Source organism: Methylobacterium sp. J-059 (genome assembly GCF_022829485.1).
In the GTDB taxonomy this organism is placed as follows: Bacteria; Pseudomonadota; Alphaproteobacteria; order Rhizobiales; family Beijerinckiaceae; genus Methylobacterium.
Window position 1 is genome coordinate 1 of the sequence record NZ_JAKSYA010000012.1, and the last position, 25,893, is coordinate 25,893.

The following is a 25,893-nucleotide window of genomic DNA, read 5'->3' on the forward strand; positions in this document are numbered from 1 at the left end:
ACCGAGCAGAGCGACCTTTGACGGGTCGCCGCCGAAGCTTTTCGCGTTGGCGAGCGCCCACTTGTAGGCGGCGAAGGCGTCCTCGTGCTGGGCCGGGAACTTCGCCTCCGGCGCGTGCCGGTACTCGACCGAGACCACCACCGCCTTGGCGCCTTTGGCGATGGCACGCGGGGTCGCGTCGTAGGTGTCGAGGTCGGCGATCACGAAGCCGCCGCCGTGGTAGTAGACCACGACCGGCAGCGGGCCGGCGGCGCCGTCGGGCGTGTAGATCCGGACCTTCTGCGATCCACCCGCCGTGTCGTAGGCGAGTTCCTTCGTGGTCACGCCCGGCTCGGGTGCCGCGGTCTTGCCCTGCTCCTTCAGGAGCGCCTTGACGCCGTCGGCCGCGCTCGGCTGCTGGCGGGCCTCCTGGGGCGACAGCTTCGGGATCGGCTTCGGATCGAGCGACTTCATCGCGTCGAGAACGTGCTTCATGTCGACGTCGAGGTTGGCCATCGGCGAGCCGGTCACCGTCGACACCGCCGCGTCGAGGTGGTCCTTCACCGTCGGCTGCGCCTGCGCCCAAGCCGAGGAGGCGGTCAGCAGGCTGGTTCCGGCGAGAAGGGCGGCGATGCGGATCGTCCTGGAGCGAAGATGCATGTGGTATCTCGTATCAAAGATTTGACCCGTCCCGACGCGGGCCGGGCATGGACGTAGGCAACGGCGCCTGCCGTTCCGCGTTCCCCGGCGCTCGGGCCTGGCCAAGGCCCGAGGCCGCCGATCCGGCCGCCTCCAAGCACCTCGATTCAGGATCGCGCCCGTCCCACGATGCCGTCGTCCATTCCGGTCCCGAGGAACGCCATGCCGAGGGAAACCGGGAAACACCGCAGCGTCGCGAAGGTCCGGAGGCTGCGTCGGTTAAGGACGACGGCTCGTTCGAGCTGGCCGTCGCCGGCGCCTTCGAGCACGTCTTCGGGCACCTTGGTCGCCTGGGCCTCCCTGCCTCGCCGGCGTGGCACGCCAACCAGGTTCGCCCCCTGAAAACCGGGGACGCCACAACCCTCCGCCAATCGTCGAAAAAGGCCCTCCTCGTGGTGGAAATCTGACGCATGGTACCAGCGCTGGACGTCCGCACCGGGTGAAGAGCGGCCTCTGAACTTTTTCCCTAAAGCTGACTGTCCGCTTCCGACCGATTTCGTTGAAAAACTCGTTGGCGGCCGAGATCGGAGAGGGGCGGGATGAGCCCTCGCCCTCGAGCTGGGTGTCGCCAGCCGGTCAGGCCGGGCTCGGCTGCGGGATCGGGAGGAGCTTTGCGAGCTTCCTCAAGTTCTGGGCGGCGGCTGCGAGGTGGAACTCGTCTCTTGCTCCGTTCGGCCCTCGCAGCCGGAGGCGGTCCAGCTTCAGGATACGCTTGAGGTGGGCAAACAGCATCTCAACCTTCTTGCGCTCGCGCCGCGAGGTTTTGCCTTCCTCGGAGCGCGCGATGTCGCGGGCCATGTCCCGCGCGCCCTCGTAGATCGAGCGCGGAACCTTACGCACCGCCTCGTTCGGGCAGCACCGCGCCTTCAACGGGCATGGCGCGCAGTCGAACTTGCTCGCGCGGTACAGCAGCGTCGCCCCGTCATTGACCAGGGTGCCGGTCGTGGTCAGCATCTGGCCCGCCTGGCAGCGGTAGACGTCGCCCGGCTGGTCGTAGGTAAAGTCGGCGCGTGAGAAGGTGCCGTCGGTGCGGGCCGACTTGTCGAACACGCTGATATGCGGCTCGATGCCCTGCTTGTAGACGAGCCAGCCCAGCATCGCGGCCGAACCGTAACCGCTGTCGCCGGCAAGCCGGGCCGGATAGAGGTCGAAGCGCTCGCGCGAACGCGCGATCATGCGTTTAGCCGCTGTGACCTCGGCTTGCCGGATGGCCGTGGTCGCCTCGACGTCGACGATGATCGCGTGGTCGAGGTCGATCAGATAGTTGGCTGTGTAGGCGAAGAACGCCTGCCCGCCGTGCGCTCCGGTCCAGCGCGCGGCCGGATCGGCGGGCGAGATGAACTTGGGCGGCACCGGCGTTGCGGCCCCGAAGGCGGCCTCGTCGAGGACGGCGAGGTACTCCTGTGCGGCGCGGCTCACGACCTCAGGCGGCAGGCCGGCAGAGCCTTCGACCCCCTTCTGCCGATTGGCATCGGCTCTGATCAGGCTGCCATCGACGGCAAAGCCTTCGCCACCCACGAGGCCCTCGGCGATGCAGCGAGCGAGCACAGTCTCGAACAGACGACGCAGGAGGTCACTGTCGCGGAAGCGGCCATGGCGATTCTTGGAGAAGGTGGAATGATCCGGCACCCGGCCGTCGAGTCCGAGCCGGCAGAACCAGCGGTAGGCGAGGTTGAGGTGGACCTCGTCGCACAGCCGGCGCTCCGAGCGGATGCCGAGGCAGTAGCCGACGATCAGCATGCGGATCATCAACTCGGGATCGACGGAGGGGCGGCCCGTCGAAGCGTAGAACGGGGCTAGCTCCTGGCGCAGGCCGGCAAGGTCGACGAAGCGATCGATGGAGCGAAGCAGATGGTCGGCGGGAACGTGAGTGTCGAGCGAGAACTCGTAGAACAAGGCACCCTGCTCGACTTGCCGAGGTCCCATCATCTGCTTCGATCTCCGTCTCTCGACAGGAGTGAATCACCTCATCACAACCGCTGCAACACCCGAGTTTTTCAACAGAATCGACCCAACCCAGCCGCCGGAAGCGCTGTCGGCGTTCCCCCGAAGCGGACGTTTGTCAGCCCTCCGGCAACTTCTGCTCGGGGTGGCAATCAGACCTTAGCCCTTCGCCCCGAAGCGGACGTTCGGTTTCCGATCCATGGCACGCACGGCTGCGAGGCTTACACCCCAACCGAACTTCCTGGAGGGTCAAGCCTTGCCTTATTGCGTCAGTTGAGCGCCTACGCACTTTACAACCATCAGTTGCATAGTATTGTAGCACGCACTGCCAGGCGACGATGATCGTGAGCGACCGCCCGGAGGATCAAGGCTGTGTTCCGCGTGGTGTTGAAGTAAAGCATCTGATCGTAGGGGGTATGACATGGTGGTAGTGCTCGACCCTCGGACCGGAAAACTCGTCCAGATCCGCGTCCTGCCTCGACCGCCGTCAAAGCCAACGAAGTAGTTAGCAAGGTGCGCCTGCAGCGGGGCACGAGGTTGCAGTCACTCAGTTGACCTGCGACCGCGATCCATCCCCACGGGCCAACGCTTGACCGACCCTAAACAATGCGCCTTTGACCTCCTTCAGACCTGACATCACGTCGTGCTGCTCCATCAGCGCATGCACGATGATGAGGTGATCCGCGATGGTGTCGAGCGGTGCCACGGCCTGTGTGGCCACGTGTGTTGGCGGTGGAACGAACCTCTCGATACCACCATACGCTGCGATCTCAGTCGCCTCGGTCGGAGCAAACTCGATCATGGACCCGAGATAGCCGAGGAACGAGCGCCCCGGCGGTCCAAATGAGGGAACGCCTCCAGCCGCCAGCCACCGCACCGACCCGTCTGCGCACCGAATGCGGAACCGGACGCTGAACTCGGCTTGGGCTTGGGCGGCCTCCGCGAGGATGGCCCTGACAGCACCCTGGTCGCTCTCCAGGACTGACGTGGTCCAGCCGTCCCGGTACGCGGCCTCACGTGTCTGCCCGGCGTAGGAGAACCATTCGAGGCAGATGTACGTGACTTCGCCCTGAGCGTCGGTCGTGAAAATCACCAGCACCTCCCGCCTCAGTTCGGTCGGGCCAACATGCTGACACAACCTTTGAACGCACAAGTCGTTCGCGTTACAACCAAGCGGGATGGTACCCCCTACGACCGCACACGACCGACAATCTTTGGAGGGCAATATGCTCAACGAGAAAGACGCTCGTCATGAGAGTTTGAAGCGGATTGCAGATACGCTTCGCATATCCGTAGATGACTTGTATGGCTTTGGCGAAGATTTTATAAGATTTTAGCAAACCGATCGAATGCTGCAATTGTGGGAGCATCTTACTACTAACAGATTGCGTGAAGATGCGTTGGATGCCATCCAGGGCCTCATTCAGCACAAAACATAGCAAGATACTGTTACGGGCGCGAGTACTCGCTATTTTGGGGCGGCGTTCGGTTCGCGGCTGCTGTCTGCTACTCGTTCGAAGTGCTCCTGGGCACGTGGGATCGATGTTGATCATAGAAGGCGGCCAGCGTGCCGTCCCCCTGTCTTGATTGGTCGCGCGGCTTTATCTTACGAAGTGCTTGGAAGCAGACATTCCCAAGGCCTGCTTCGGATGGGAAACAGTCCTCGCTGGCGCGGCCGAAAGAAGACCTAGCTTCGCCGGGACAAACGGCGGAGCATGGATCGTCGACCGCGCCCTTCGTTCTTACTGCTGCGCCTCGCGGGCCTTGCGAGCCGTCTCGTTGAGGGTCGTCACCGCTTCGTCGAAGCGATGTTCCGCCTCGGCTTGACGCTGGAAGCGGACCCGCTGCACCAGGATCTCACGCGGGGTGGGCTGCTCTTGGAAGAACGACATGACCTCGTCGATGAAGTCGGCCAGTGGCAGGTATCCTTGGCGTGTCGCCTGTCCCGGGGTGAGGTCGGTCTGCACTGCCGGCGGCACCAGCTCGATGACCTCGACCTTGCCCTTAAGCGCCTCGCGCAGCGCGACCGTGTAGCTGTGCAGGGCGGCCTTGGTCGCCGAGTAGGTCGGGGCCGACACGAGAGGCACGAAGGCTAGACCGGAGGTGACGTTCACCAAGGCAGCATCGGACTGCCGGCCGAGATGGTCGATCAGGCCGTCGGTCAGCCGGATGGGGCCGAGCAGATTGGTGATGACCGTTGCCTCCGCGTCCGAGAGGTCACGAGGCTGGTCCAGCGCCTCGGAGCGCATGATCCCGGCGTTGTTGATGACCACGTTGAGGGCCGGATGCTCGGCCGTCGCGCGTCGTGCGAAGTCGGCCACTCCCTCAGCGCTGTCGGCATCGAACGCCATGGCATGCATGTTCGGACGTCCGGCAATCGTCCGCTGCAACGCCTCCGTCCGCCTGCCGGCGACGATGACGGTGTTGCCGAGGTCGTGGAAGCGTTGGGCGAGGGCTTGGCCGATGCCGGAGCCGCCGCCGGTGATGAGGATGGTGTTCCCTGACGTCTTCATGTGAGCGACCTTCGTTGTTGTCGCCCATGAGGTTATGGCTCATGCTCTCCGAACCGAAGTAGGCACCGAAAAGATTTATACGCACCAAACGGAGAGTGTCGGATGCGTAGGGCAGAGGCCGATCCACGGAACGAGGAGCGTCGGAAGGAACAGGTCCCGACCGAGACCGACCCGGCCATCGAGGCGTTGGTCCAAGACATTATCGGCAAGGTAGCCGACAAGTGGACCATGCTGATCCTCGAAGCCCTGCACGAGCGCGGCACGCTGCGTTTCACCCAACTCGGCAAGGCGGTCGGCCGCATCAGCCAAAAGATGCTGACCCAGACAGTTCGCCAGATGGAACAGGACGGCTTGGTGCGTCGGACGGCGCACCCGGTGATCCCGCCCCACGTGGACTACGCGCTCACGCCGCTTGGTGAGAGCCTGGGTGCCGCATTCTGCGGTGTGTGGATCTGGGCGGAGACGCACCATGCCGAGATCAAGCGGGCACGCGAGGCTTTTGCGTCGCGAGCGTGCCGACGACCCGTTCAAGCGTAACTTGGTCTTACCCAGAGGCTGACCGCAGCTCCCCGGGTCTAATTAGGGCGCCTGCAAGCGGACCTTCCGAAGGTCTGTGAAGGGGTCGTGAGCGGGAACGGCGGTGATGTCCGCTTCCATCGGTTACTGCTTGTAAACAGACCGGCAGAAAACCACCCAACCCAGCCGTTCAGCAGCGCCCACCAACGCGACCGGAGCTGGCCGAAAGCGGAACGGCCGCTTGAGAGTAGGCCCATCGGAAAAGCGGACAGCCTGCTATCGAACCATTTCTACTCTATGATCTCGACAACACGGCGCCTGCGCGGGTCAACGAGCACGGGTGGTCGTTGACGACGGTGTAGCTGTAGTTCGGCAGGGCGAACTCGGTGGGCACGTCGTAGTAGATAACACCGTCCTCAGGCAGAATGGTACCGACCCGCAGGGGACCGACGTAGGCGAAGGACGGCCGCCGCTCGCCCAGCGCATAGATCAGGAAACGCGCACGGCGGTCGACGCCGGGACTGCCGTTGGCCATGCTGACCATCGCACCGACCGCATCGCCAACGACGGCCCCGAGGGGACCGGCGATCATCTAACCCCGGATAGCACACTCTTGAGCCCCATGTTCCAGGCCCTGGGCCTGGACGAGGCCCATCCACGCCAACGGCTCCGCAGCAACGGTGAGCCCGACATTCCACACTATCATCTCTTCTGCGCAGGGCTGAGGAGTCAGCCCCATCCAGACTTACTTGCTTCGGATGATCAGCGACCGCCCGTGACAGCGCGCAAGGGCGCGGCGGCGAGGTCGGCCGTCGAGCCGACGGTGTCCTTGAAACCGCTTCCGACGTTCGAGAGGTGGTCGCCGTAGGTCTCGCGGGTCTGCGGGTCGATCATGGCCACCGGGGCGGCGACTGCCAGTGCGGCACCGGTGGCGACCGTCGAGGCGGCCCCGGCGGCCGTGCTCACTAGCCTGTCGCCGATGCCGATCTGGCCGTCCGAGATCGGCTGCCCGTCGGCAAGGCGCTTGCCCAGAAGCGCGACCACGTCCCCGGAGGCGAACTTGCCGTGATTGAGTGCATCGTCGGACTTTACCGAGGTCAGGTTGAGGACGCCGATGTTCTCGCGCTCCAGCTCGGACCTGTACGGCTCGGCGTTCGGGTCGATGGCTCCCAGTCGCACGCTGTCCCCCCAGACGAGACGCGAGACCGCCAACGCCTGGTCGTCGCCCGACACCATCAGGGTTAGTCGCGGCCGATCCTTGCCCATATCGTGGAAGGCACCCCGGGCGAGGTCCATGTCGACGTCGGGTGCGGCCAGGATGACGTTCCGGATCTTGGGCGCCACGCGCTTGTCGCGGATGGCCATCTGTCGGAGGCTCTCCAGGGTGAGCCAGTTGCCCATTGAGTGGGCGAGCACCGTTACCTCGCCGACGTTCGGGTCCCTGGCGAGGTCGCGCAGCAGGGTCTCCAGGCCGTTACGAGAGAAATTGGTGCTTTCCCGGTCGTAGCCGTAGGCGAGCACAGAGCCGCGGGACGGCCAGGTGAACAGCACCGGTGCGACCTCGGCACCGGAATCGTGCATGATCTGCGCGAACCGGAAGACGGCATCCTCGAACTTGTTGTTGAACCCGTGCACGAACACCAGGACGTGGCGCTTGCCTCGTCCGTGCACCGCCTTTCCGGTCCAGGCCGCGACCTTCGAGCGGTCGACCGGATCGGCGCGCAGCGCCACGAAGTCGGTGGCGGGGTTGCCGGGGAGGCGTTCCGGCCATTGCACGGTGCCGGGCTGGCGGGTGGCGTCCGGCGGGATCGACACCGCGAGGTCGGTGTAGGTCACGGCCTCGCCGCGCTCGCCGGAGAACAGTACCCCGCGGTCGGTCGCGGACTTGCGGGTCGTAGCGACCAGCATATCGACACGGGACGTACCCGCGACCGGTGCCGCGTCGGCGATGGGCAGCAACACGCCGGTCGGGCGTCCGCCGCAGGCCCCGAGGCTTACGAGGACGGCGGCTACCAGCGTGGCGGCCAGTGCCCGTTCGGCACATGCAAACCGTGGAAACACCCGTACCCCCGAACCATGGCCGGGACAGGTGACCGGGTCACGCTCCGTCGAGGCCGGGAAGTCCTAGCGGATGATTACGGCGGGGTGCGGACGGCAAGCCCGAAGATAAGCTCCTGGACCATCGGACAACCGTGCCGGCCGGCAGAGCTCAGTTACCGAAGGGCGAGGCGAGGACGATGCGAACCTTCTTGGTCGACGCTACCTGCGCGACGGGTACCGGGGCGGCGTTCATGACAACGACCATCTGGACCGTCGCGGGCTTCGAGACGCCGCTGACGACGTTCGACGTCTCGGAAGCGATGGCCGGTGCTGCGGCCACCAGGAAGATCGCGAGGGCGGCGAAGACTGTCTTCACGGCGGCTGTCCGAGGCTTGACTGTAAGACGTCCGAACAACGGTCAAGCCATCGGCGGGTTCCAGCTTCAGGCGGCGTTCGCCGCGGCCGGGGTCTCGTCGCCCGTGTTCGTCGCGCCCGCCTCCCTCAGGCACGCCTCGACCGCACCGCGCAGCGACGAAACGTAGGCGTCGGCCCCGACCTGCTGACCGAGGTCCGTATCGGTCAGGACCGCCTCGCCCTGGGGCCATAGTCCGACCAACAGCTTGACGTCCCGCGACTTCCTACGGAGACGCTCCAGCAGGTAGCGTAGGTGCGACGGGTTGCCGGTGATGTCGAGGTAGGAGATGCACACCATCGCCACGCCCGAGAGGTCGAGGTCGCGGATGCCTTCGCGCGAGGCGGACTGGTAGGCCGTCACACGCGCCCCAAGTCCGTGCTTGCGCAGGAGTTGCGCCAGCATCGCCGAGGAGGCCTCGTCGAGGGGGCCGCGGCCGGCCAGGCACAGCACCGGCGCCTCGCCGCGCCACGCCTCCGGCAGCGCCTCGCGAGGTGGCGCTTGACCGGGTACCGCCTCGTTCTTCGGATGCGCCCGCTCGGCGAGCGTCGGCGTGTCGTTCGGGTTCACCGTCGCGTCCGTGCCGGCTGGCTCGACGTCGGGATGGTCCTCGAAGTCTTCGACCAGGGAGCGGGACGACGCCCGGATGTTCTCCAGCTGCGCAGGCGTGACGACCCCGCGTGCGTAGTCGTTTGCGGCGAGCTGAAGGCCCTTCAACGCGACCTCGTCGTAGTACGACGACAAGGAGCGCTCCTTCAGCATTTGCTCGCCGAGGTCGCGGGCCTCGTCCGGGTCTCCGGCGAGCATGCGCTGGTAGAAGTTCTCCACCGGCGTTAGCGGCGGCCGGTCGCCCAGCAAGATGTCGAGGAACTCCAGGCTGTCGACGTGGCGACCGAGCACGACCAGACAGACGGTGAACGGGGTCGCCAGGATCAGGCCGATGGGCCCCCACAGGAAGCCCCAGAACAGGGTCGAGACGATCACCGCGAAGGGCGAGAGCCCGGTGGAGTGCCCATAGAGCAGGGGCTCGATCACCTGCCCGAACACCGGCTCGGCGATCAGGAACAGGGCCGCGGTGGCGATGACCATGTTCCAGCCCGGATCGACGGCCGCCGCCAGCGCCACCGGGAGGATGCCGGAGATGAAAGCGCCGATGTAGGGCACGAAGCGCATCAGCGCGGAGAATACGCCCCAGAGCAGCGGGTTGGGCACGCCGATGAACCACAGGCCGACGCCGACGATGACGCCGAACGCGGCGTTCATGCCGAGCTGAGCCAGGAAGTAGGTCCCGAGCCGTCCGGCCGCGTCGTCCATCGCCACAGTGGTGCGGTGCAAATCGCTCGATCCGAACAGGCGGATCATGCGGTTGCGCAGGTCCTCGCGCTGCAGGAGCAGGAACACGACCACGACCAGGACGATGCCCACCGTGGTCAGCGGCTCGAAGATCGGGCCCAATACCTTCTCGGCGAGCGCGAGCGGCGAGATCTCGGGTTCCTGCACGCGGACGAGCTGCGCCTTCGGGGTGTCGCCGCCCGGGCCGGTCGCTGCGGTGGTGTCGGCGGCGTCAGCCTTCTGGGTGGCATCGTGGACCTGATGGCTGAACTTGGCGATGACCCGATTGGCCTCGCCCAGCCAACCCTGTTGCAGGCCGGCGAACTTCTTCGAGACCGTGGCCTGGTACTGCGGGAGGTTGCCGGCGAGCCCGGCCACTTGCGTGCCGATGACCGCGCCGATGCCGCCGATGACGCCGAGCGCGAGCAGAACGGCGACGATGACCGAGGGCACGCGCCCGAGCTTGATCCGACGCAGCAGGTTGACCACCGGGGCCAGGACGAAGCTGAGGAGCACCGCCAGCACGAGGGGGATGAACACCTCGCGCCCGAAGTACAGGGCCGCGATCAGCACGACCCCGACCGCGAGGGTCAGCAGGCCGCGCAGGCCAGGCACGAGCGGGGGCGGCACCTGGGCGGGCGGCTTCGCGGCTACGGCGTCGTCCATCGGCATGCGGGATTCCCGGTCACGCCACGTTCCGCGGCGCATCGCACCTCAACGCCGAAAGCTTCGATTTGTCCCGGATGACCTCGTGGCGTTGCGGACGGGGACGCCCACGGCCCGACATGCTAGTATTACCTAACACGATCCGGCCCTGCCGCCCTGCCGCCCTGCCGCGACGCTGAGCCAAGCCTACGGGGGCGACCATGAATCCAAAGGTCAACCCGAAAAATGCTTCGGTCGGAAGCCGACGCACCCCCGGGCGCGAGATCGAACCACGGGGCGCTGGCGGCCATGGCCCCGGACGTGGACCCATCGCGACCGATGCCAACCGCTCGGAACTCCGCCAGCTCGTCGCCGGCCTGAGCGAGGGGGTGATCCTGGTTGAGCCGGACCAGCGCATCTCCTGGGCTAACGACGCGGCGCTGGCGATGCACGGCGTGGCGGCCCTGTCCGACCTCGGCGCGACGGTCGACGCCTACCGCGCGCGCTTCAGCCTGCGTTATCGCAACAACCGTGCGCCCGGCCGCTACCCCATTGAGCGCGTCATGGACGGCGAGACCTTCCGTGACGTCGTCGTCGAGGTCAGGCACGCCGACCGGCCCGGTATCGACTTCGTGCATTCCCTGCGCAGCCTCGTGGTCACCGACGCGGGCGGCCGCCCGACCTTCCTGGCATTGATCATCAAGGACATCTCGGCACAATTCGAGGCCGAGGAGCGCTTCGAGAGCGCGTTCGCCGCTAACCCCGCCCCCGCCGTGATCGTCCGCCTGACCGACCTGCGGCTGGTCCGCGTGAACGCGGGCTTCCTGGAGATCACGGGTTACGTGCGCGATAAGGTCCTAGGGCGCAGCGTGTACGAGGTCGACCTCCTTGCCGACGCCCACGGGCGCGAGAGGGCGTTGGAGCACCTGAACGCCGGAGAGCCGATCCCCCATCGCGAGGCGTTCCTGAAGCGCCCGGGCGGTGGCACGCACGCCGTGATCGTCGCCGGCCAACCCATCGAGATGGGCGACGTCGCCTGCATGCTGTTCACCTTCGCGGACCTGGAACCGCGCCGAAAGGCGGAGACCGCCCTGCGCCAGAGCGAGGAGCGCTTTGCCAAGGCGTTCCGGCTCACCCCGGTTCCGACCGTGCTGACCCGCGCGAACGATCACACCGTGACGGGCGTCAACGAGGCGTTCGTCCGGGTGTTCCGCCGTGCCGAGGGGGATACCCTGGGGCGGACGGTCGCCGAGACCGGCCTATGGGTCGACGACGCCGCCCGCGAACGGTTCGAGGCGACCCTGGCTCACGAAGGGTCCGCCCTCGGCGTCGAGACCTGCGTGCGCGACGGGGGCGGGACGGCGCTCGATTGCCTGGTCTCGGCCGAACGCGTGGTCATCAACGGCGAGGATGCCGTGCTGGCCGTGCTTCAGGACATCACCGAGCGCAAGCGTTCCGAGCGCGAGCTGTACTCGGCCATCGAGACGGTGATGACCGACGCCTCCTGGTTCAGCCGCGGCCTGGTCGAGAAGCTTTCGGTTCTGCGGAACCCCGGCGAGGGTGCGCGGCCCGCAACGCCCGACCTCACCGCCCGCGAGCGGCAGGTGCTCGACCTGATCTGCCGGGGACATAGTGACAAGGCTATCGGCCAGGCTCTGGTGCTATCGGGAAGCACCGTGCGCAACCACGCCGCCGCGCTCTACCGTAAGATCGGCGTCAACCGGCGCACCCAGGCCGTGGTCTGGGGCCGGGACCACGGCTTCCCCGTGACCTGACCGGTACATAAAACATCCGAACCGGTACGTTCCGACGATTTGCACGCGACGGGACCAGGGCCATCTTCAGCCACGACGCAGGGCTGGGCGTCGACCGGTAAAGCGAATGGCCGACGAACCCAAGCCGACGGACGAACCCAAGCCGACCCTGGAACAGGTCAGGGCCTCGGTACGGGACGCCCTGGAGAAGCTCACCGGGGATCCCGGCCGCGAACCCGGGATCACTCCGTCGAACCCCAGGGGGAAACGACGCAAGGATCGGAAGCTCGAACCCGGCGCCGACTGACGAAAACCGAAACCGCCTATATTCGCTACGATCCGACGCGGTGATCTTGCGGCTTTATTGGATGTTAATCGGCGGAACATCGCGGTCCCGGGAGCGCTTGTCGCGTATCGGGTCCGACCGTCGAGCGGACGAACGCAGGCAAGTTCGGCGGTAGGCAACCGCTTAACCGCGACCGCCGTGACCGAGAGTAGCCCAAACCCTATCCTTTCCCGCGTGGCCTCGGCACCGACCGACCGCGCATGCCCGGAGACCGCCCGTGTCCCTCCTCGCCTGGATCGTGCTCGGCCTGATCGCCGGCTTCATCGGCTCCAAGATCGTCAACAACACCGGCCAGGGGCTCGTCGTCGACATCCTGCTCGGCGTCGTCGGCGCCGTCGTCGGCGGCTTCCTGTTCAACCAGTTCGGCCAGCCCGGGGTGTCCGGGGTCAACCTCTACAGCCTGCTCGTCGCCGTCGTCGGCGCCGTGGTGGTGCTGTGGCTCTACCACGCCCTGATGGGCCGCCGCCGGGTTCTTTGACCCGTCCGAACCCACTTCCGCCGATCCTCGGCCGAAGCCCGACCCGACCACCCCCGACGAGAGAGTTACTACGATGGCGTTATCCCCCGATACCACCCGTTCTGCCTATGATCGCGACCTGCCGACCACCAGCCCGGCCGCCCCGGCCGAGGATATGCGCACGATGGCGCTGCACTCCATCTCTTGGGGTGCCGTCATCGCCGGCGCCGTGATCGCGCTGGTCGCCCAGGTCATCCTCAACATGGTCGGGCTTGGGATCGGGCTCTCGACCGTCGACCCGGCCGGCAACGGCACCCCGACCGCCGGGTCGCTCTCGTCCGGCGCCGGTATCTGGTTCGTGATCTCCGGCATCCTCGCCTCCACCGCCGGCGGCTGGCTCGCCGGGCGCCTCTCGGGCAAGCCGGCTCGGACCACCACCGCCTATCATGGGCTGATCGCCTGGGCGGTCTCGACCATGGTCGTCGTGTACCTGCTGTCCTCGGCGGTCGGCGGCATCGTCAGCGGCGCGTCGAGCGCGGTGTCGAGCACGCTCGGTGGCGCCGGCAACCTGATCGGCGGCTCGGTGAAGACGGCAGCCCAGGCTGCTGCCCCGTCGCTGCCGGGCATGGACAACCCGTTCTCGAACATCGAGAGCCAGGTCCGCGGCACGACCGGCAATGACCCCGAAGCCCTCAAGAACGCTGCCGTCAGCGCCATGCGCGCTGCGGTGACCGGTGACGCCGCCCAGCAGAAGGATGCGCAGGAGAAAGCGGCTCAGGCGCTTTCAAAGGCGCAGGGCATCCCGGTCGATCAGGCCCGGACCCAGGTCGCCCAATACGTGCAGCAGTTCAACGACACGGTCGCCAAGACCAAGGAGCAGGCCAAGCAGGCGGCCGACACCGCCGCCCGCGTCGGCTCGCAGGGTGCGCTCTACGGCGCCCTGGCACTGATCCTCGGTGCCCTGGCCGCCTACTTCGCCGGCCGCGGTGCAGCCGTCGACCCGGTGCTCACCCGCACCGCACCCGCCATCACGACCCAGCGCCGGGTCTGATCGTGAGGGTCCCCGCCGCCACCGAGCCGCATCCCTTTCGGACGCGGGACAATCAGGCGGCGGAGCTCGCCGTCGGCGAGGAGGCGGTCCTCCCGCTGATCGCCGAGACCGCCCGCATCGACAAGCGTGCGGTCGAGACCGGACGGGTGCGGGTCTCGACCCGGACCGAGACGGTTGAGGAAGTCCTGCGCGAGACCCTGCGCAGTGACATGGTCGGGGTCACCCGGGTGGCCATCAACCGGACCCTGGCCGAGGGCGAAGTGCCCCCGGTGGTCCGCGAGAAGAACGGGGTAACGATCATCCCGGTCTTGGAAGAGATCCTCGTCGTCGAGAAGCGCCTTGTCCTGCGGGAGGAGGTGCATGTCCGCCAGACCACGGCGGGCGAGGACGTCGAGATGCCGGTGACGCTGCGCAGACTGCACGCCGTGATCGAACGCGTGTCCCCCGAGGGGCACGTCACGGCCCTGTCCCCTGCACCCCCATCGGAGGTCGAACCATGACCCAGACCATCACCGCCATGTACGACACCTACCCCGAGGCGACGGCCGCGAAGGCCAAGCTTGTGGCCATCGGCATCCCCGAGGTTGGCGTCCGGATCCTATCCGGCAGCGAGGCGGGCACGACGACCGGCGTCGCCACGACCCACGAGGGCGGCATGTGGGGCTCGCTGAAGGAGTTCTTCATGCCGGAGGAGGACCGCCACCTCCACGCCGAGGGACTGAACCGCGGCGGCACCATGCTGACCGCGACCGTAGAGGACGGGTACGCCGAGCGTACCTACGACATCCTGGAGGAGCACGGCTCGGTCGACATGGACGAGCGCGAGGCGTCCTGGCGCAAGGAGGGCTGGAACGGGCAGGCTGCGGGCGCGCCGGTCGCGGCCGTTGCTCCCGCATCGGCGACTGCCACGACGGGGCTGCGTGCGGCCGGTTCCACCGAGACCGTGGCGGCTCAGGAGACCGCGCAGCGCACCGACTACATCCCGGTGGTCGAGGAGCGCCTCAACGTCGGCAAGCGCATGGTCGACAGCGGCCGGGTGCGGGTGCGCTCCTACGCGGTCGAGAAGGACGTCAGCGAGAATGTCACCCTGCACGACGAGACCGTACGCGTCGACCGCCGCGTGGTCGACCGGGCGGTGACGCCGGGGGACATGGCCCTGTTCGAGGACAAGGTCATCGAGGCGACCGAAATGCGCGAGCAGGCGGTGGTCTCGAAGGAGGCCCGCGTCGTCGGCGAGGTCGGCATCCGCAAGGACGCGACCCAGCGGGTCGAGACCGTGACCGACAAGGTACGCCACACCGAGGTCGAGGTCACCGACGAGCGGGGTAACGTCGAGCGTACCGGTACGGCCGGCACCGTCGGGACCGCCCCGCGCAAGCCGGTCTGAGCGCCTGGTCGGGAGGGGTCCCGCGGACCTCTCCCTTCTGACGCGCGAACCCTCGGGCAAGCAACAGGCACGGCCGCCGCCCCATGATCCGCATCACCCGATTCCTTGTCCTCTCCTTCGTCATGGCGGCCGGATCCGCCGGCGCCCAGGGCGACGATGCCGCCACGGGCCATCTCCGGACGTCCTGCTCTGGGGACTATCTCAGCCTTTGCAACGGCATGGACCCGAAGGACCCGGAGGTGGTCGCGTGCTTCGGCAGGAACATGGGCAAGCTCTCGCCCGGCTGCCGGACCGCCATCGACGAATACAAGGCATCCAAGGGAACCGGTTCGAGGTCCTGAGCCGCCCCGAACCCGTACGTCGAACACCCGAACGGGAGAATGAACATGAGTGACGGCTTCCCCTCCATGACCGCCCTGCTCGGGCTGCTCGCCGTGTCGGGCTACCAGAACAAGGACAAGATCGCCGAGATGCTGAAGGGCGCCTCCGAAGCCAACCCGTCCGGTGCCACGCCTGGCCAACCAGGGCTCGACGGCATCTTGGGCAACCTCGGTGGTGCCGGTGCCGGTGGACTGCTCGGCGGGGGCCTTGGCCAGCGGATCGAGCATTTCCGCGGCAACGGTCACGGCGAGGCTGCGGACTCATGGGTCCGGCAGGGCCGGAACACCGAGATTCCGGCTGAGCACATGCATTCCGCCCTCGGCTCCGACCTGCTCGCGACCCTGACAAAGCAGACCGGCCTTTCGAGCGACGAACTCCTTTCCAGGCTCTCACGGGAGCTTCCGTCGGCGGTCGACCGCTACACCCCCGACGGCAGGTTGCCGGCGCACTGACGCGCCTCGCGCCTGAGGACATCCCGCACGCCGGTCGGGTCCTTTTCCGACCGCACGCGCCGGTCGACGCGACCGCAACGAGCACCGTGACGGTGCCATTCGAGGAACACCACCATGGCCAAGACCGCGCACGCCGAGGCTGCCAAGCACCACGAGGCCGCCGCCAAGTCGCACAAGACCGCGGCCGAGCATCACGAGAAGGGCGACGAGACCGCCGCTGCCAAGCACTCGAAGGAGGCCCACGGCCACTCCGAGAAGGCGCACGAAAGCTCGACCAAGGCCCACGGCAAGAGCGCCGGAAAGTAATCGACCCGACCCAATCCCCGGACGCGCATCCCGCGCGTCCGGGACCAAACCAGGAGAAGAACCATGGACGAGAACCGCATCACCGGCGCCGCGAAGGAGTTCGGCGGCAAGGTCCAGGGCGCCGTCGGCGACCTCACCAGCGACCGCGAGACCCAGGCCAAGGGCGCGGCCAACGAGGCCAAGGGCAACGTCGAGAACTTGTACGGGCAGGCCAAGGACGCCGTGCGCGACGTGGCCGACCAGGCCGGCGACCTCGCCCAGGGCGCGCTCAAGCAGGGTCGCGATGCTTTCCCCGACGCCGAGCGCGCCTACCGCCAGGGCGCCGACACGGTGACGAGCTACGCCAAGGAGTCCCCGCTGATGATGGCGGCGATGGCCGGCGCGCTCGGCTACCTCCTCGCCATGGTCGTCCACGGCCGCCGCTAGGCCCGGGAGCCCATCAAAGTCCTCTCGCAGGTCCGGAGCATCACCGTGAACGATCCCACCCGACCTGCGGGGCCGGCCCCAGCCGCCGATGGCCCTATGCAGGCGGCACGCTCGCCGGCCGGCTTGGCCGATGCCGTGCGCGACCAAGCCGGTGGCTATGCAGACCGGCGCAAGAGCGAGGCGGCCAGCTTCCTGTCCGAACTCGCCCGGGCACTGCGTTCGGGCGGCAAAGAGCTTGACGGACAGACGCAGGCGAAGCCGTTCGTCCACACGGTCGCCGACAACCTCGATGCGCTCTCGGGTCATGTCGCTCGCCGCGGCTGGCGAGAGCTCTATCGTGATGCCGAGGTAGCCGCGCGTAGCAATCCGCTGGCGACGGCCCTGGTGGTGGGAGCGCTCGGGTACGGTGCCTTCCACGTCCTCCGGTCCGGCGAAGGCGATGCCCGCAAGTCGCAGGTTCCTGAGCACAAGCAGGCATGGGGCGGGTATCCGTGAGCGCCGTTCCCCACCCCCCGCCGTCCGGCGGGCTCCAGGGCCTACTCGCCGAAGCACTCCGGGGTGCCGGCGATGTCCTAGGGGGCGAGATCGCCCTGTTCCGCCAGGAGATGGCCGACAACCTGCGACGTCTGATCGTCGGCCTCGCTGCGATGGCCGGCGCGGCCGTGTTCGCAGTCGTCGGCTTCCTGGAGTTGGTCGACGCCTTGGTGAAGTGGCTCGCCACCGTCGTCGGCTCGGAGGCGCTCGCCGCCCTGATCGTCGGCGTCGCCTTCCTCGTCACCGGCGTTGTTCTGGCGTTCTTCGCCAGACGCCGGTTCTCGGTCGACGGGCTCGTCCCGACCCGGACGGGCCGACAGCTTCGGCACGACGCCACCGTCATCAAGGAGCGCGTGACGCATGACGAGTGACGCAGATGCCTTGGAACGCGAGATCGAGGAGAGCCGTGGCCGCCTGGACCGGACGCTCGACAGGCTTACGCAGCGCCTCACCCCCACCGGCATCGTCGAGGACATGCTCGGCACCGTCCGCCGCGACGGGACCGGGGCCGACCTCTACGACGGCGCCCTCGAAGCGGTCCGCCGCAACCCGGTGCCTGTCCTGCTGATGTGCCTCGGCGTGGCGATGCTGCTGAAGGGTGGCGGGCGGCGACCGGCTGCGACCTACCGCGCCGTGCGCGATCCCGACCGGTACGCCGCGGCGGCCGTCACCTCCAACCCGAACCCCGGGGCCACCATCCCGAAGGAATCCCGCTGATGCGCCCGTACGTCGCCGAGTTCGTCGGCACCTTCGTCCTGGTGTTCTGCGGTTGCGGCAGCGCGGTCCTGGCCGCCGACCACATCGGCTATGCCGGCGTCGCCCTCTCCTTCGGTTTCGTCCTGATGGCGATGGTCTACGCGCTCGGACCGATCTCCGGCTGCCACCTCAATCCTGCGGTGACCCTGGGGCTGACGCTCAGCCGCAAGTTCGACGCCGCCCGTCTGCCTGGCTACGTCGCCGCGCAGGTCCTCGGCGGCATCGTGGCGGCCTACGTCCTCTACGTGGTGGCGCAGGGCCATCCCGGCTTCGACGTCTCCTCGGGCTTCGCATCGAACGGCTACGACGTGCGCTCGCCGGGCCACTACAAAGCGAGTGCCGCGTTCATCGTCGAGTTCGTGATGACGGCGCTCCTCGTCCTCACCATACTCGGGGCGACCGACTTGAAGGCGCCGGTGGGTTTCGCCGGCCTTGCCATCGGCGTCGTCCTGGTGGTGATCCACCTCGTCTCGATCCCGGTGACCAACACCTCGGTCAATCCGGCCCGGAGCATCGGCCCGGCCCTGTTCGCCGGATGGGACGCCGTGGGGCAGCTCTGGCTATTCGTTCTCGCTCCGCTCCTCGGCGGAGCCGCCGCGGCGGGATTGTACTCGACGATGCGTGCCCTCGATCCGGTGCTGCAGATGCCGGTGCGCCAGGCGGTGCAGGCCCTTCCGGCCGAGCTCGAACAGCGACTGGAGAAGGCGGGCATCAAGCCGACCGAGTTCTAGCACCACCTCCCGAGGGACCCGTCGATGACCACCATACGGACGCTGATCCACGCGGGGAGCAACGACGACCGCTGGTTCCTCTGCCACGGCGACGACCAGGCCGACGTGTTCGTCTTCCACGAGCCGAGCGGACCGTCCGGGGGGGCGCCGTCCCGGATCGAGCTTACGAGCTTCCTGGCTTCCGGGAACGGATCGCCCGAGCACCGCGCGCTCCTGACGATGATCGGCTCCCTGGTCGAGGCGGCACATGCGGGCTCGGCCCCGCCCGTACGTGGACTCGAGCCCGGAGCCGCAGGTGCCGAACCGACCCCGGGCGAGGCCGCCTCCTCGATCTGACCCCAAACCCCTCCAAGCCCGCGAGACCGCCATGACCATCGACTATCGCCCGGAACTGCGCCGACCCCTCCCGTTCAGCCTCGCCGTCGTGGCGGCGGTTCTCCTGGTCTGGCTCGTCGTGGCGTCCATCGCCGGCGCCAGGCAGCGGACGACGAGGGACCACCGCATCGGTGATCTGGAAGCCCGGCAGACGGCGCTCCAGGGTGACCTCGACCAGCAGCGGTCGACCGCCGGCACTTTGGCCGCGCTCCAGGCCAGGATCGCCTCGGCCCAGCAGCAGGACCGGGACGCGACCCAGGCCGGCGAGCAGGCCAAGGCGAAGGCGGCGAACCTCGCCTCGGAGCGACAGGCGGCGGAGGGGAAGGCGACCGAGGCGAAGTCCGCATCCGAGGCCGAGGCCAGGAAGCTGGCCGACCTTCAGGCGCAGGTCGGCCAGGCCGAGCAGAAGCTCGCGCCGATGAAGGAGGCCATCACCGCGGCCGAGCAGGCGGCGTCCGCCCGGACGAAGGAGCTCGCCGACGTCGGGCGCCGCCTTGAGGATACGCGCCAGCAGGAGGCCAAGCTGCGTGCCGACATCGCCGCATTGTCCCAGGAGGCGACCGCCAAGACCGCTGACTTGGCCAAGGCCGAGGAGAGCCAGCAGAAGGCCCGCGAGGGCTCGGCCGCGGCGCAGAAGGAACTTGCGGACGCCCGTACCGCCACGGAGCAGTCGACGAGGCAGCGGGGCGAGCTGGAGCAGGCCATCGCCGGCCTCGACGCCAACAAGGACAAGCTGACCGCCGAGATCACCCAGGCCGGCCAGCAACTGCAGCAGGCCAAGGATGGATTGGCGTCGACCCGGAAGGATCTCGCCACGACCCAGGCCGAGCGGGACCGGGTCATCTCCGAGCGCGGTCAGGCCGAGCAGGCCATCCAGAAGCTGACGGCCGACCGTGACGGGGCGACCGCAGCGGTGGAAGCGCTAAGGAAGCAACAGGCCGACGCCCAGGCGCAACTCGCCTCCCTGACCGAGACGCTGGCCACGCGCAACAAGGAGATGGCCACCCTCGAAGACCGGCTCGGGATGACCCGCCAGGAACTCGCGGCAGCCCAGGCTAAGCTCGCGGAAGCCCGGCAGGGGCTCTCGGACCAGCCCCCGGCCATGACGGTGCAGCCCGTTCCGTCCCAGTCTCCGGCGCCCACCACCGTACCGAAGGCGGACTGAACCGGCACATCGTCGATACACCTCGACCTACCCGAAGGGCGAAGACTTGCATTTCCTCGGAATCGACTGGGTCGGCGTCAACGCCGAGAACGGGCGGAAACTCGTCCTTTCGCTCGTGTTCATCGCGGTGGTCGTCGGCGGTGGCATGGGCCTTCGGGCGCTGGTCGGGCTAGTCCTGACCCGCACCGACCATTCCACGCTCCAGACCAAGTTCTGGACGCGCCAGGGCATCAGCCTGCTCGCGGCGGTGCTGCTGGTCCTCGGGCTGCTCTCGATCTGGTTCAACGACCCGGCCCGGCTTGCCACCGCCTTCGGACTGCTCTCGGCCGGCCTCGCCTTCGCCCTGCAGCAGGTGATCACGTCGCTCGCCGGCTACTTTGTGATCCTGCGCGGCTCGACCTTTACGGTGGGCGACCGCATCACCATGGGCGGCGTGCGTGGAGACGTGCTGCGCCTCGGCTTCATCCAGACCACCATCATGGAGATGGGCCAGCCCCCGGCGGTCCAGGGCAGCAGCCCGGCGATGTGGGTCAGGAGCCGCCAGTTCACCGGCCGCATCGTCACCGTGAGCAACGCGCAGATCTCTTCGGAACCGGTGTTCAACTACACCCGCGACTTCCCCTTTATCTGGGAGGAGATGGCTATCCCCATCACCTACGAGTCCGACCGCCTGAAGGTCGAGGCGATCATGCTCGCCGCCGCGCGCCGGCACGCCCTCGACGCCACCGCGATGGCCGGGGAGGCCAAGGCGCGGCTACAGGACCGTTTCGGGGTCGAGCCGGTCGATCTGGAGCCGCGGGTGTTCTTCCGCATCACCGACAACTGGCTGGAGCTCACCGTCCGCTTCATCCTCGGCACACACCAAATTCGTGGGGCCAAGGACGCGATGAGCCGCGAGATCCTGGCCGGCCTGGACGACGCCGGCATCGGCATCGCGTCGGCGACCTACGACATCGTCGGGCTACCGCCGGTCGAGCTCGCCGGTCGGCGCCGCATGGGGCGTGCCGCCGCCTCTTCGGAAACTGCCGAGTGACGACCACGATTCCGTTCCTGGCTGCCCTGGCGGCGGTAGTGCTGGCGCTCGTCCACGTCGTGACGCCTACCTTGCGTTTCCTCGACGGTTCGCCCTGAAGCATCTGGCTGTCGGCCGCCGGCGGGGTCGCGGTGGCCTACGTCTTCGTCCACTTCCTGCCGGAATTAGCCGATGGCGAGGCCAGCGTCGGCCGGATGGCCGGCGGCACCTTCGGGGGCTTTTCGGAGCGGCATGTCTACCTGATCGCGCTTGCCGGCCTGATGGCCTTCTACGGATTGGACCGGTTGGCGAAGGTCGACCGATCACGCCGCGCCGGCCTCGCGGTCACCGATGCCCGGAGTTCCACCGCGGCGTCCGACGTCGGCACCGGGGTCGGCGTGTTCTGTATCCAAATGGCATCCTTCGGCCTCTACAACGGCCTCGTCGGGTACCTCCTCCTGCACCGCGAGGTCATGACCTTCGCCTTCCTGGCCTTCTTCACGGTGGCCATGTCGCTGCATTTCGTGGTCACCGACTACGGCCTGAACGAGGACCACAAGGCGGCCTACCGCAGGATCGGCCGCTGGGTCCTGGCCGCCGCCGTGCTCGCGGGGTTCGCGCTCGGCGCCCTGACGACCGTGTCCGGTGCCGCAATCGCCGCGCTGACCGCCTTCCTCGGCGGCGGCGTGATCCTCAACGTCTTGAAGAACGAGGTGCCGAGCGAGCGGCAGAGCCGGTTCTGGGCCTTCGCGCTGGGAGCGGCCGGGTATTCCACGTTGCTTCTGACGCTTTGAGCCGTCCTCTCGGAACACGGGCACGGCTCATGCAGACCTCGATGGTCGCCGCCGAGCGGGACGGGACGACGGGACTCGATTCACGGGGATGAGCATGAGGATCAGGACGGGGTACACCATCGGCTACGACACGTTCGGGCCGACGCCGATCATCTACCAACTCGACGTCCATCCGTCGCGGGCCCACGACCTGCTGTCCTCGGATGCGATGCGGGTCGACCCGCCGGTTCCGATGCGGAAGTACACCGACGCGTTCGGCAACACCTGCGTGAGGCTGCTCTCGCCCGGCGGGCGGGTCACCGTCTCGGCCGACTTCCTGATCCACGACAGCGGCGAGCCCGACGCCTACGCCCCCGACGCGCGGCAGATCCCGGTCCAGGACTTGCCGGACGAGGTGTTGATCTATCTCCTCGGCTCGCGCTACTGCGACACCGACAAGCTCGCCGGTACCGCGTGGTCGCTCTTCGGCGGGGCGCCCGAGGGGTGGGCGCGGGTCGCGGCCATCGTGACGTGGGCGCACGAGCGCATCCGGTTCGACTACCAGCTCGCCGATGCGACGCGGTCCGCGTTCGACGGGTTCAACCAACGCGTCGGCGTCTGCCGCGACTTCGCCCACCTCGCTGTGACCCTGTGCCGATGCATGAACTTCCCGGCGCGCTACTGCACCGGCTACCTGGGTGACATCGGCGTTCCGGTCGATCCGAACCCGATGGACTTCTCTGCGTGGTTCGAGGTGTTCCTCGACGGTCCCGAGGGGCCGCGATGGTATACCTTCGACGCCCGCCATAACGCCCGCCGGATCGGACGCATCGTGATCGCCCGCGGTCGGGACGCCACCGACGTCGCGATCTCGACGAGCTTCGGCACGGCGCTGCTGGCGCAGTTCGACGTGCACACGGTGGAGGTTGCCGACGAGGCCACGACGGAGCCCCATTCGGGTGCGAGGTCGCCGGCATCCTCGGAGGCCTGAACCGCGGTGACGCCGGAACCTCATCCCACGGCCGGTCCAGCGTCGCATGCGAACCGCCGGTGGGGGCACTCGCAATCGATGGAGGGACGGCCCTTGATCCCCGGCACCACGTCCCGCACCGTCACGCCCGGCGAGGCCATCGCGCTGTGGCATCTGAGGTTGGCCATGCAAGCCGGCAACGACAACATGCCGATGACGGGGCGAGGCCTCGCCTTGGGTGCGGCGCTCGGCGTCCCGCTCGCCTCGACGGCCGCCTTGGCTGCCTGCGTCCGCTTCCTGCTCTAGGCATCCGCATACACCGGTGCGGATCTACGTACGGACGGCTCGAATCCAGCCACCGAGCGCCGGAAACCGGATCGCCCGGCCCGTTCACGAATGGGCGAGTGCCCCAAGGTCGTTGCCTTTCGGTGGTACGGACCGCGTACACACACCGGAATTCCCATGGTCCATACCGGATACAACCCACTCCTCGTCGCGCTCTCCATCGTCATCGCGGTCTTCGCGTCCTACGCCGCCCTCGACCTCGGCGCGCGGGTGCGCCGGCCGGACGTCGGTCCGCGCTGGGCCTGGGGTGCGGGCGCGGCGGTGGCGATGGGCGGGGGCATCTGGTCGATGCACTTCGTCGGCATGCTCGCCTTCGAGATGGGACTGCCCGCCGCCTACGACCTCGGCCTGACGCTGCTGTCGCTGCTGATCGCCGTCGGCGTCACCGCCGCCGCCTTCGCCTGGGTGGCGCGCCGGGGCACCGGCACGCGGTCCCTGCTGGTCGCGGGCCCGCTCATGGGAGTCGGCGTGGCGGCGATGCACTACACCGGCATGGCGGCGATGCGCGTGCCCGGCAACTTCGCCTACGACCCTGCCGTCGTGGCGGTGTCGGTCGCCATCGCGGTCACCGCCGCGACCGCCGCCTTGTGGCTGACCTTCCGCCGCAACCGGCCATGGCAGAAGCTCGCCGCCGCCTGCGTGATGGGCCTTGCGGTCGCCGGCATGCACTACACCGGCATGGCGGCGGCGACGTTCACGGCGCAGGAGGCCGGCGCCCACGCCGCGCACGCGACCACACTGGCGACCGGTCAGCGGGACGTCGCCCTGGCGGTGGCCGGCGTGACCTTCCTGATCCTGTTCCTCGCGATGATGGCCTCCTCGCTCGACCAACGCCGGGTGCAGCGGCGCCTGCACGTCAGCGAGGCGCGCTTCCGATCCGCCGTCCGGGCCGTCAACGGCATCATGTGGACCACCGACGCCGCCGGACATTTCGTCGAGGAGCAGGCGGGGTGGGCCGGCATTACCGGGCACGCCCCGGAGCAGTACATGGGCGCCGGCTGGGCGAAGGCGATCCATCCCGAGGACCTTCCGGCGACGGTTGCCACCTGGACCGACGCCCTTCGCGCCGGATACCCGTACACTGCCGAGCATCGCGTGCGCACCGCCCACGGCGAATGGCGGCGGTACGTGGCCCGCGCGGTGCCGGTGCGCGACGCCGACGGTACGATCCGGGAATGGGTCGGCGTCCACGAGGACATCACCGAGCGCCACGCGTCCGAGGTCGCCCTGAAGGAGGCCCGGGACGCCGCCGAGGAGCACAGCCGGGCCAAGAGCCGTTTCCTCGCCAACATGAGCCACGAGCTGCGTACGCCGCTGTCCGCGGTGATCGGCTACTCGGAGATGCTGGAGGAGGAGGCGGAGGAGCTCGGCCAAGACAGCCTGCTGAAGGACCTCGGCAAGATCAAGTCGAACGCCCAGCACCTGCTCGGGCTGATCAACGACGTGCTCGACCTGTCGAAGGTCGAGGCCGAGAAGATGGAACTCTACTCCGAAGACATCGACGTCGCCGACTTCGTCACGGACGCCGCCGGCACCGTGGAGGCTCTGGTGGCCAAGAAGGGGAACGTCTTGGCGCTGGACGTCGCCGGGGATGTCGGCCGGGCGCGCACGGACGCGACCAAGCTGCGCCAGTGTGTGTTCAACCTGCTGTCGAACGCGGCCAAGTTTACCGAGGGCGGCACCATCACGCTGCGGGCCGTCCGCGAGGTCGCCGCGGCCGGCGACTGGCTCCGGTTCACCGTGCGGGACACCGGCATCGGCATGAGCCCCGAGCAGGTCGGGCGGCTATTCGAGCGGTTCACGCAAGCCGACGAGAGCACGACGCGCACCTACGGGGGGACCGGCCTCGGGCTGGCGCTGAGCCGTGCCTTCGCCCAGTTGCTCGGCGGCGACATCACCGTCGAGAGCGTCGAGGGCCAGGGAACCAGCTTCACCCTGCGCGTCCCGGCGGTGGCTCCCGAGCAGGCCGTCGAGGCGGCACCGGTGGCTCCAGAAAACCAGGTGACGGTCGGCGACCTCGTGCTGGTCATCGACGACGAGGCCAACCAGCGCGAACTGATGACCCGGTTCCTGGAACGCCAGCGCTTCGCCGTCCGCACCGCGGGGGACGGGCGTACCGGGCTCGACCTCGCCCAGTCGCTGAAGCCCCGCGCCATCCTGCTCGACGTGATGATGCCGGAGATGGACGGCTGGTCGGTGCTCGCCGCCCTGAAGGCGGAGCCGGGGACCGCCGGTATCCCGGTGGTGATGGTCAGCTTCGTCGCCGACGCGGCCTTGAGCGCCTCGCTCGGCGCGGTGGAGGCGCTGCCCAAGCCGGTGGACTGGACGCGGCTGCGCACGATCCTGGAACAGTTCCGGGAAGCCGACGGCGACGTGCTCGTGGTCGATGACGATGCCGACATGCGTCACCGCCTCCGGACCGTGCTGGAGCGCAACGGCTGGACTGTCCGTGAGGCCGGGAACGGCTGCGAGGCGCTCGACCAGGTCCGGCACGGCGTGCCACGCCTCGTGCTGCTCGATCTGACCATGCCGGTCATGGACGGGTTCTCGTTTCTCGACCGGCTCCGGGACCTGCCCGGCTGCGCCGAGGTC

31 protein-coding genes are annotated in these 25,893 nt (G+C 68.1%); 23 read left to right on the forward strand and 8 right to left on the reverse strand.

Annotated features, from left to right (window positions below; genetic code table 11):
* The coding region (locus tag MKK55_RS00265; protein WP_243932698.1) for an alpha/beta hydrolase at positions 1-639 on the reverse strand (639 nt) is incomplete at its 3' end.
* Positions 640-686: 47 nt separating this feature from the next.
* Between MKK55_RS00265 and MKK55_RS00270 the strand changes: the two genes are divergently transcribed.
* Entirely contained in the window at positions 687-1,085 is a 399-nt protein-coding gene (locus MKK55_RS00270) for a hypothetical protein (RefSeq protein WP_243932699.1), read from the forward strand.
* Positions 1,086-1,254: 169 nt separating this feature from the next.
* On the opposite strand, the gene MKK55_RS00275 is transcribed toward MKK55_RS00270, so the two are convergent.
* The 3 genes from MKK55_RS00275 to MKK55_RS00285 all read right to left on the reverse strand — a co-directional run bounded on the left by MKK55_RS00275 (position 1,255) and on the right by MKK55_RS00285 (position 5,135).
* Positions 1,255-2,607, reverse strand: a complete 1,353-nt coding sequence (locus tag MKK55_RS00275) for a transposase (RefSeq protein WP_243932700.1) — start codon at positions 2,605-2,607, stop codon at positions 1,255-1,257.
* 562 nt (positions 2,608-3,169) lie between these two features.
* Positions 3,170-3,715: a PAS domain-containing protein gene (locus MKK55_RS00280; protein WP_187193493.1), complete on the reverse strand. Its 546-nt coding sequence runs from the start codon at positions 3,713-3,715 to the stop codon at positions 3,170-3,172.
* A gap of 649 nt (positions 3,716-4,364) precedes the next feature.
* Complete coding sequence (locus tag MKK55_RS00285; RefSeq protein ID WP_243932701.1) at positions 4,365-5,135, reverse strand: SDR family oxidoreductase; 771 nt, start codon at positions 5,133-5,135, stop codon at positions 4,365-4,367.
* A gap of 102 nt (positions 5,136-5,237) precedes the next feature.
* On the opposite strand from MKK55_RS00285, the gene MKK55_RS00290 reads away from it, so the two are divergent.
* Positions 5,238-5,672 carry a winged helix-turn-helix transcriptional regulator gene (locus MKK55_RS00290; RefSeq protein WP_243932703.1) on the forward strand — a complete coding sequence of 145 codons (435 nt, stop codon included), beginning with the start codon at positions 5,238-5,240 and terminating at the stop codon, positions 5,670-5,672.
* A gap of 274 nt (positions 5,673-5,946) precedes the next feature.
* Here the strand turns inward: MKK55_RS00290 and MKK55_RS00295 are convergent, their stop codons facing one another.
* From MKK55_RS00295 to MKK55_RS00310, 4 genes are all read right to left on the reverse strand, one after another.
* Positions 5,947-6,186, reverse strand: a complete 240-nt coding sequence (locus MKK55_RS00295; protein WP_313898947.1) for a DUF1236 domain-containing protein — start codon at positions 6,184-6,186, stop codon at positions 5,947-5,949.
* 227 nt (positions 6,187-6,413) lie between these two features.
* Positions 6,414-7,613, reverse strand: coding sequence for an alpha/beta hydrolase (locus tag MKK55_RS00300; protein WP_243932705.1), 1,200 nt, complete (start codon positions 7,611-7,613; stop codon positions 6,414-6,416).
* A gap of 247 nt (positions 7,614-7,860) precedes the next feature.
* Positions 7,861-8,067 (reverse strand): hypothetical protein, encoded by a 207-nt coding sequence (locus MKK55_RS00305; protein WP_147907794.1) that lies wholly within the window; start codon positions 8,065-8,067, stop codon positions 7,861-7,863.
* A 66-nt stretch (positions 8,068-8,133) separates the two neighbouring features.
* On the reverse strand, positions 8,134-10,107 hold the full coding sequence (locus MKK55_RS00310; protein WP_243932706.1) for an AI-2E family transporter: 1,974 nt from the start codon (positions 10,105-10,107) through the stop codon (positions 8,134-8,136).
* A 302-nt stretch (positions 10,108-10,409) separates the two neighbouring features.
* On the opposite strand from MKK55_RS00310, the gene MKK55_RS00315 reads away from it, so the two are divergent.
* The 21 genes from MKK55_RS00315 to MKK55_RS00415 all read left to right on the forward strand — a co-directional run.
* Entirely contained in the window at positions 10,410-11,855 is a 1,446-nt protein-coding gene (locus tag MKK55_RS00315) for a helix-turn-helix transcriptional regulator (RefSeq protein ID WP_243932727.1), read from the forward strand.
* Between the two features lie 106 nt (positions 11,856-11,961).
* The gene (locus tag MKK55_RS00320; protein ID WP_243932707.1) at positions 11,962-12,141 is read left to right on the forward strand and encodes a hypothetical protein; all 180 of its coding nucleotides are present in this window, start codon (positions 11,962-11,964) and stop codon (positions 12,139-12,141) included.
* 256 nt (positions 12,142-12,397) lie between these two features.
* Positions 12,398-12,658, forward strand: coding sequence for a GlsB/YeaQ/YmgE family stress response membrane protein (locus MKK55_RS00325; protein ID WP_092045733.1), 261 nt, complete (start codon positions 12,398-12,400; stop codon positions 12,656-12,658).
* A gap of 154 nt (positions 12,659-12,812) precedes the next feature.
* Positions 12,813-13,688 (forward strand): PhnA-like protein, encoded by an 876-nt coding sequence (locus MKK55_RS00330; RefSeq protein WP_243932728.1) that lies wholly within the window; start codon positions 12,813-12,815, stop codon positions 13,686-13,688.
* Positions 13,689-13,690: 2 nt separating this feature from the next.
* Positions 13,691-14,188, forward strand: coding sequence for a YsnF/AvaK domain-containing protein (locus MKK55_RS00335; RefSeq protein ID WP_243932708.1), 498 nt, complete (start codon positions 13,691-13,693; stop codon positions 14,186-14,188).
* Positions 14,185-15,075 carry a YsnF/AvaK domain-containing protein gene (locus MKK55_RS00340; RefSeq protein ID WP_243932709.1) on the forward strand — a complete coding sequence of 297 codons (891 nt, stop codon included), beginning with the start codon at positions 14,185-14,187 and terminating at the stop codon, positions 15,073-15,075. Before MKK55_RS00335 ends, MKK55_RS00340 begins: the two co-directional genes overlap by 4 nt.
* An 83-nt stretch (positions 15,076-15,158) precedes the next feature.
* Entirely contained in the window at positions 15,159-15,416 is a 258-nt protein-coding gene (locus tag MKK55_RS00345) for a 3',5'-cyclic-nucleotide phosphodiesterase (RefSeq protein ID WP_243932710.1), read from the forward strand.
* Between the two features lie 45 nt (positions 15,417-15,461).
* A complete protein-coding gene (locus MKK55_RS00350) occupies positions 15,462-15,908 on the forward strand; it encodes a YidB family protein (RefSeq protein WP_243932711.1) in 447 nt (148 codons plus the stop codon).
* Between the two features lie 114 nt (positions 15,909-16,022).
* Positions 16,023-16,214: a hypothetical protein gene (locus tag MKK55_RS00355; RefSeq protein WP_147907784.1), complete on the forward strand. Its 192-nt coding sequence runs from the start codon at positions 16,023-16,025 to the stop codon at positions 16,212-16,214.
* Positions 16,215-16,277: 63 nt separating this feature from the next.
* Positions 16,278-16,640, forward strand: a complete 363-nt coding sequence (locus MKK55_RS00360; protein WP_147907783.1) for a CsbD family protein — start codon at positions 16,278-16,280, stop codon at positions 16,638-16,640.
* Between the two features lie 45 nt (positions 16,641-16,685).
* A complete protein-coding gene (locus tag MKK55_RS00365; protein WP_147907782.1) occupies positions 16,686-17,135 on the forward strand; it encodes a hypothetical protein in 450 nt (149 codons plus the stop codon).
* Positions 17,132-17,545 carry a phage holin family protein gene (locus MKK55_RS00370; protein WP_243932713.1) on the forward strand — a complete coding sequence of 138 codons (414 nt, stop codon included), beginning with the start codon at positions 17,132-17,134 and terminating at the stop codon, positions 17,543-17,545. Before MKK55_RS00365 ends, MKK55_RS00370 begins: the two co-directional genes overlap by 4 nt.
* On the forward strand, positions 17,535-17,891 hold the full coding sequence (locus MKK55_RS00375; protein ID WP_243932715.1) for a DUF3618 domain-containing protein: 357 nt from the start codon (positions 17,535-17,537) through the stop codon (positions 17,889-17,891). The genes MKK55_RS00370 and MKK55_RS00375 overlap by 11 nt, the downstream gene beginning before the upstream one ends.
* A complete protein-coding gene (gene aqpZ / locus MKK55_RS00380) occupies positions 17,891-18,661 on the forward strand; it encodes an aquaporin Z (RefSeq protein WP_243932717.1) in 771 nt (256 codons plus the stop codon). Before MKK55_RS00375 ends, aqpZ begins: the two co-directional genes overlap by 1 nt.
* Positions 18,662-18,685: 24 nt before the next feature.
* Positions 18,686-18,997 carry a hypothetical protein gene (locus MKK55_RS00385; protein ID WP_243932718.1) on the forward strand — a complete coding sequence of 104 codons (312 nt, stop codon included), beginning with the start codon at positions 18,686-18,688 and terminating at the stop codon, positions 18,995-18,997.
* A 31-nt stretch (positions 18,998-19,028) separates the two neighbouring features.
* Positions 19,029-20,201, forward strand: coding sequence for a chromosome partitioning protein ParA (locus MKK55_RS00390; protein WP_243932720.1), 1,173 nt, complete (start codon positions 19,029-19,031; stop codon positions 20,199-20,201).
* Between the two features lie 46 nt (positions 20,202-20,247).
* Complete coding sequence (locus MKK55_RS00395) at positions 20,248-21,234, forward strand: mechanosensitive ion channel family protein (protein WP_243932722.1); 987 nt, start codon at positions 20,248-20,250, stop codon at positions 21,232-21,234.
* Between the two features lie 131 nt (positions 21,235-21,365).
* Entirely contained in the window at positions 21,366-22,007 is a 642-nt protein-coding gene (locus MKK55_RS00400) for a hypothetical protein (RefSeq protein WP_243932724.1), read from the forward strand.
* A gap of 94 nt (positions 22,008-22,101) precedes the next feature.
* Positions 22,102-22,977 carry a transglutaminase-like domain-containing protein gene (locus MKK55_RS00405; protein ID WP_243924409.1) on the forward strand — a complete coding sequence of 292 codons (876 nt, stop codon included), beginning with the start codon at positions 22,102-22,104 and terminating at the stop codon, positions 22,975-22,977.
* 93 nt (positions 22,978-23,070) lie between these two features.
* Entirely contained in the window at positions 23,071-23,262 is a 192-nt protein-coding gene (locus tag MKK55_RS00410) for a hypothetical protein (RefSeq protein WP_147907774.1), read from the forward strand.
* 156 nt (positions 23,263-23,418) lie between these two features.
* Positions 23,419-25,893: MHYT domain-containing protein (locus MKK55_RS00415; protein ID WP_243932726.1), on the forward strand; the 2,475-nt coding region annotated here is incomplete at its 3' end.

Excerpts from the sequence above, each read along its gene's own strand:
- MKK55_RS00285 (WP_243932701.1), bottom strand. The coding sequence starts at position 5,135 with ATGAAGACGTCAGGGAACACCATCCTCATCACCGGCGGCGGCTCCGGC.
- MKK55_RS00390 (WP_243932720.1), top strand. The coding sequence starts at position 19,029 with ATGACCATCGACTATCGCCCGGAACTGCGCCGACCCCTCCCGTTCAGC.
- MKK55_RS00310 (WP_243932706.1), bottom strand. The coding sequence starts at position 10,107 with ATGCCGATGGACGACGCCGTAGCCGCGAAGCCGCCCGCCCAGGTGCCG.
- MKK55_RS00270 (WP_243932699.1), top strand. The coding sequence starts at position 687 with ATGGACGTAGGCAACGGCGCCTGCCGTTCCGCGTTCCCCGGCGCTCGG.
- MKK55_RS00405 (WP_243924409.1), top strand. The coding sequence starts at position 22,102 with ATGAGGATCAGGACGGGGTACACCATCGGCTACGACACGTTCGGGCCG.
- MKK55_RS00350 (WP_243932711.1), top strand. The coding sequence starts at position 15,462 with ATGAGTGACGGCTTCCCCTCCATGACCGCCCTGCTCGGGCTGCTCGCC.
- MKK55_RS00360 (WP_147907783.1), top strand. The coding sequence starts at position 16,278 with ATGGACGAGAACCGCATCACCGGCGCCGCGAAGGAGTTCGGCGGCAAG.
- MKK55_RS00345 (WP_243932710.1), top strand. The coding sequence starts at position 15,159 with ATGATCCGCATCACCCGATTCCTTGTCCTCTCCTTCGTCATGGCGGCC.
- MKK55_RS00385 (WP_243932718.1), top strand. The coding sequence starts at position 18,686 with ATGACCACCATACGGACGCTGATCCACGCGGGGAGCAACGACGACCGC.
- MKK55_RS00330 (WP_243932728.1), top strand. The coding sequence starts at position 12,813 with ATGCGCACGATGGCGCTGCACTCCATCTCTTGGGGTGCCGTCATCGCC.
- aqpZ (WP_243932717.1), top strand. The coding sequence starts at position 17,891 with ATGCGCCCGTACGTCGCCGAGTTCGTCGGCACCTTCGTCCTGGTGTTC.
- MKK55_RS00290 (WP_243932703.1), top strand. The coding sequence starts at position 5,238 with ATGCGTAGGGCAGAGGCCGATCCACGGAACGAGGAGCGTCGGAAGGAA.
- MKK55_RS00295 (WP_313898947.1), bottom strand. The coding sequence starts at position 6,186 with ATGGCCAACGGCAGTCCCGGCGTCGACCGCCGTGCGCGTTTCCTGATC.
- MKK55_RS00375 (WP_243932715.1), top strand. The coding sequence starts at position 17,535 with ATGACGAGTGACGCAGATGCCTTGGAACGCGAGATCGAGGAGAGCCGT.
- MKK55_RS00275 (WP_243932700.1), bottom strand. The coding sequence starts at position 2,607 with ATGATGGGACCTCGGCAAGTCGAGCAGGGTGCCTTGTTCTACGAGTTC.
- MKK55_RS00320 (WP_243932707.1), top strand. The coding sequence starts at position 11,962 with ATGGCCGACGAACCCAAGCCGACGGACGAACCCAAGCCGACCCTGGAA.
- MKK55_RS00355 (WP_147907784.1), top strand. The coding sequence starts at position 16,023 with ATGGCCAAGACCGCGCACGCCGAGGCTGCCAAGCACCACGAGGCCGCC.
- MKK55_RS00340 (WP_243932709.1), top strand. The coding sequence starts at position 14,185 with ATGACCCAGACCATCACCGCCATGTACGACACCTACCCCGAGGCGACG.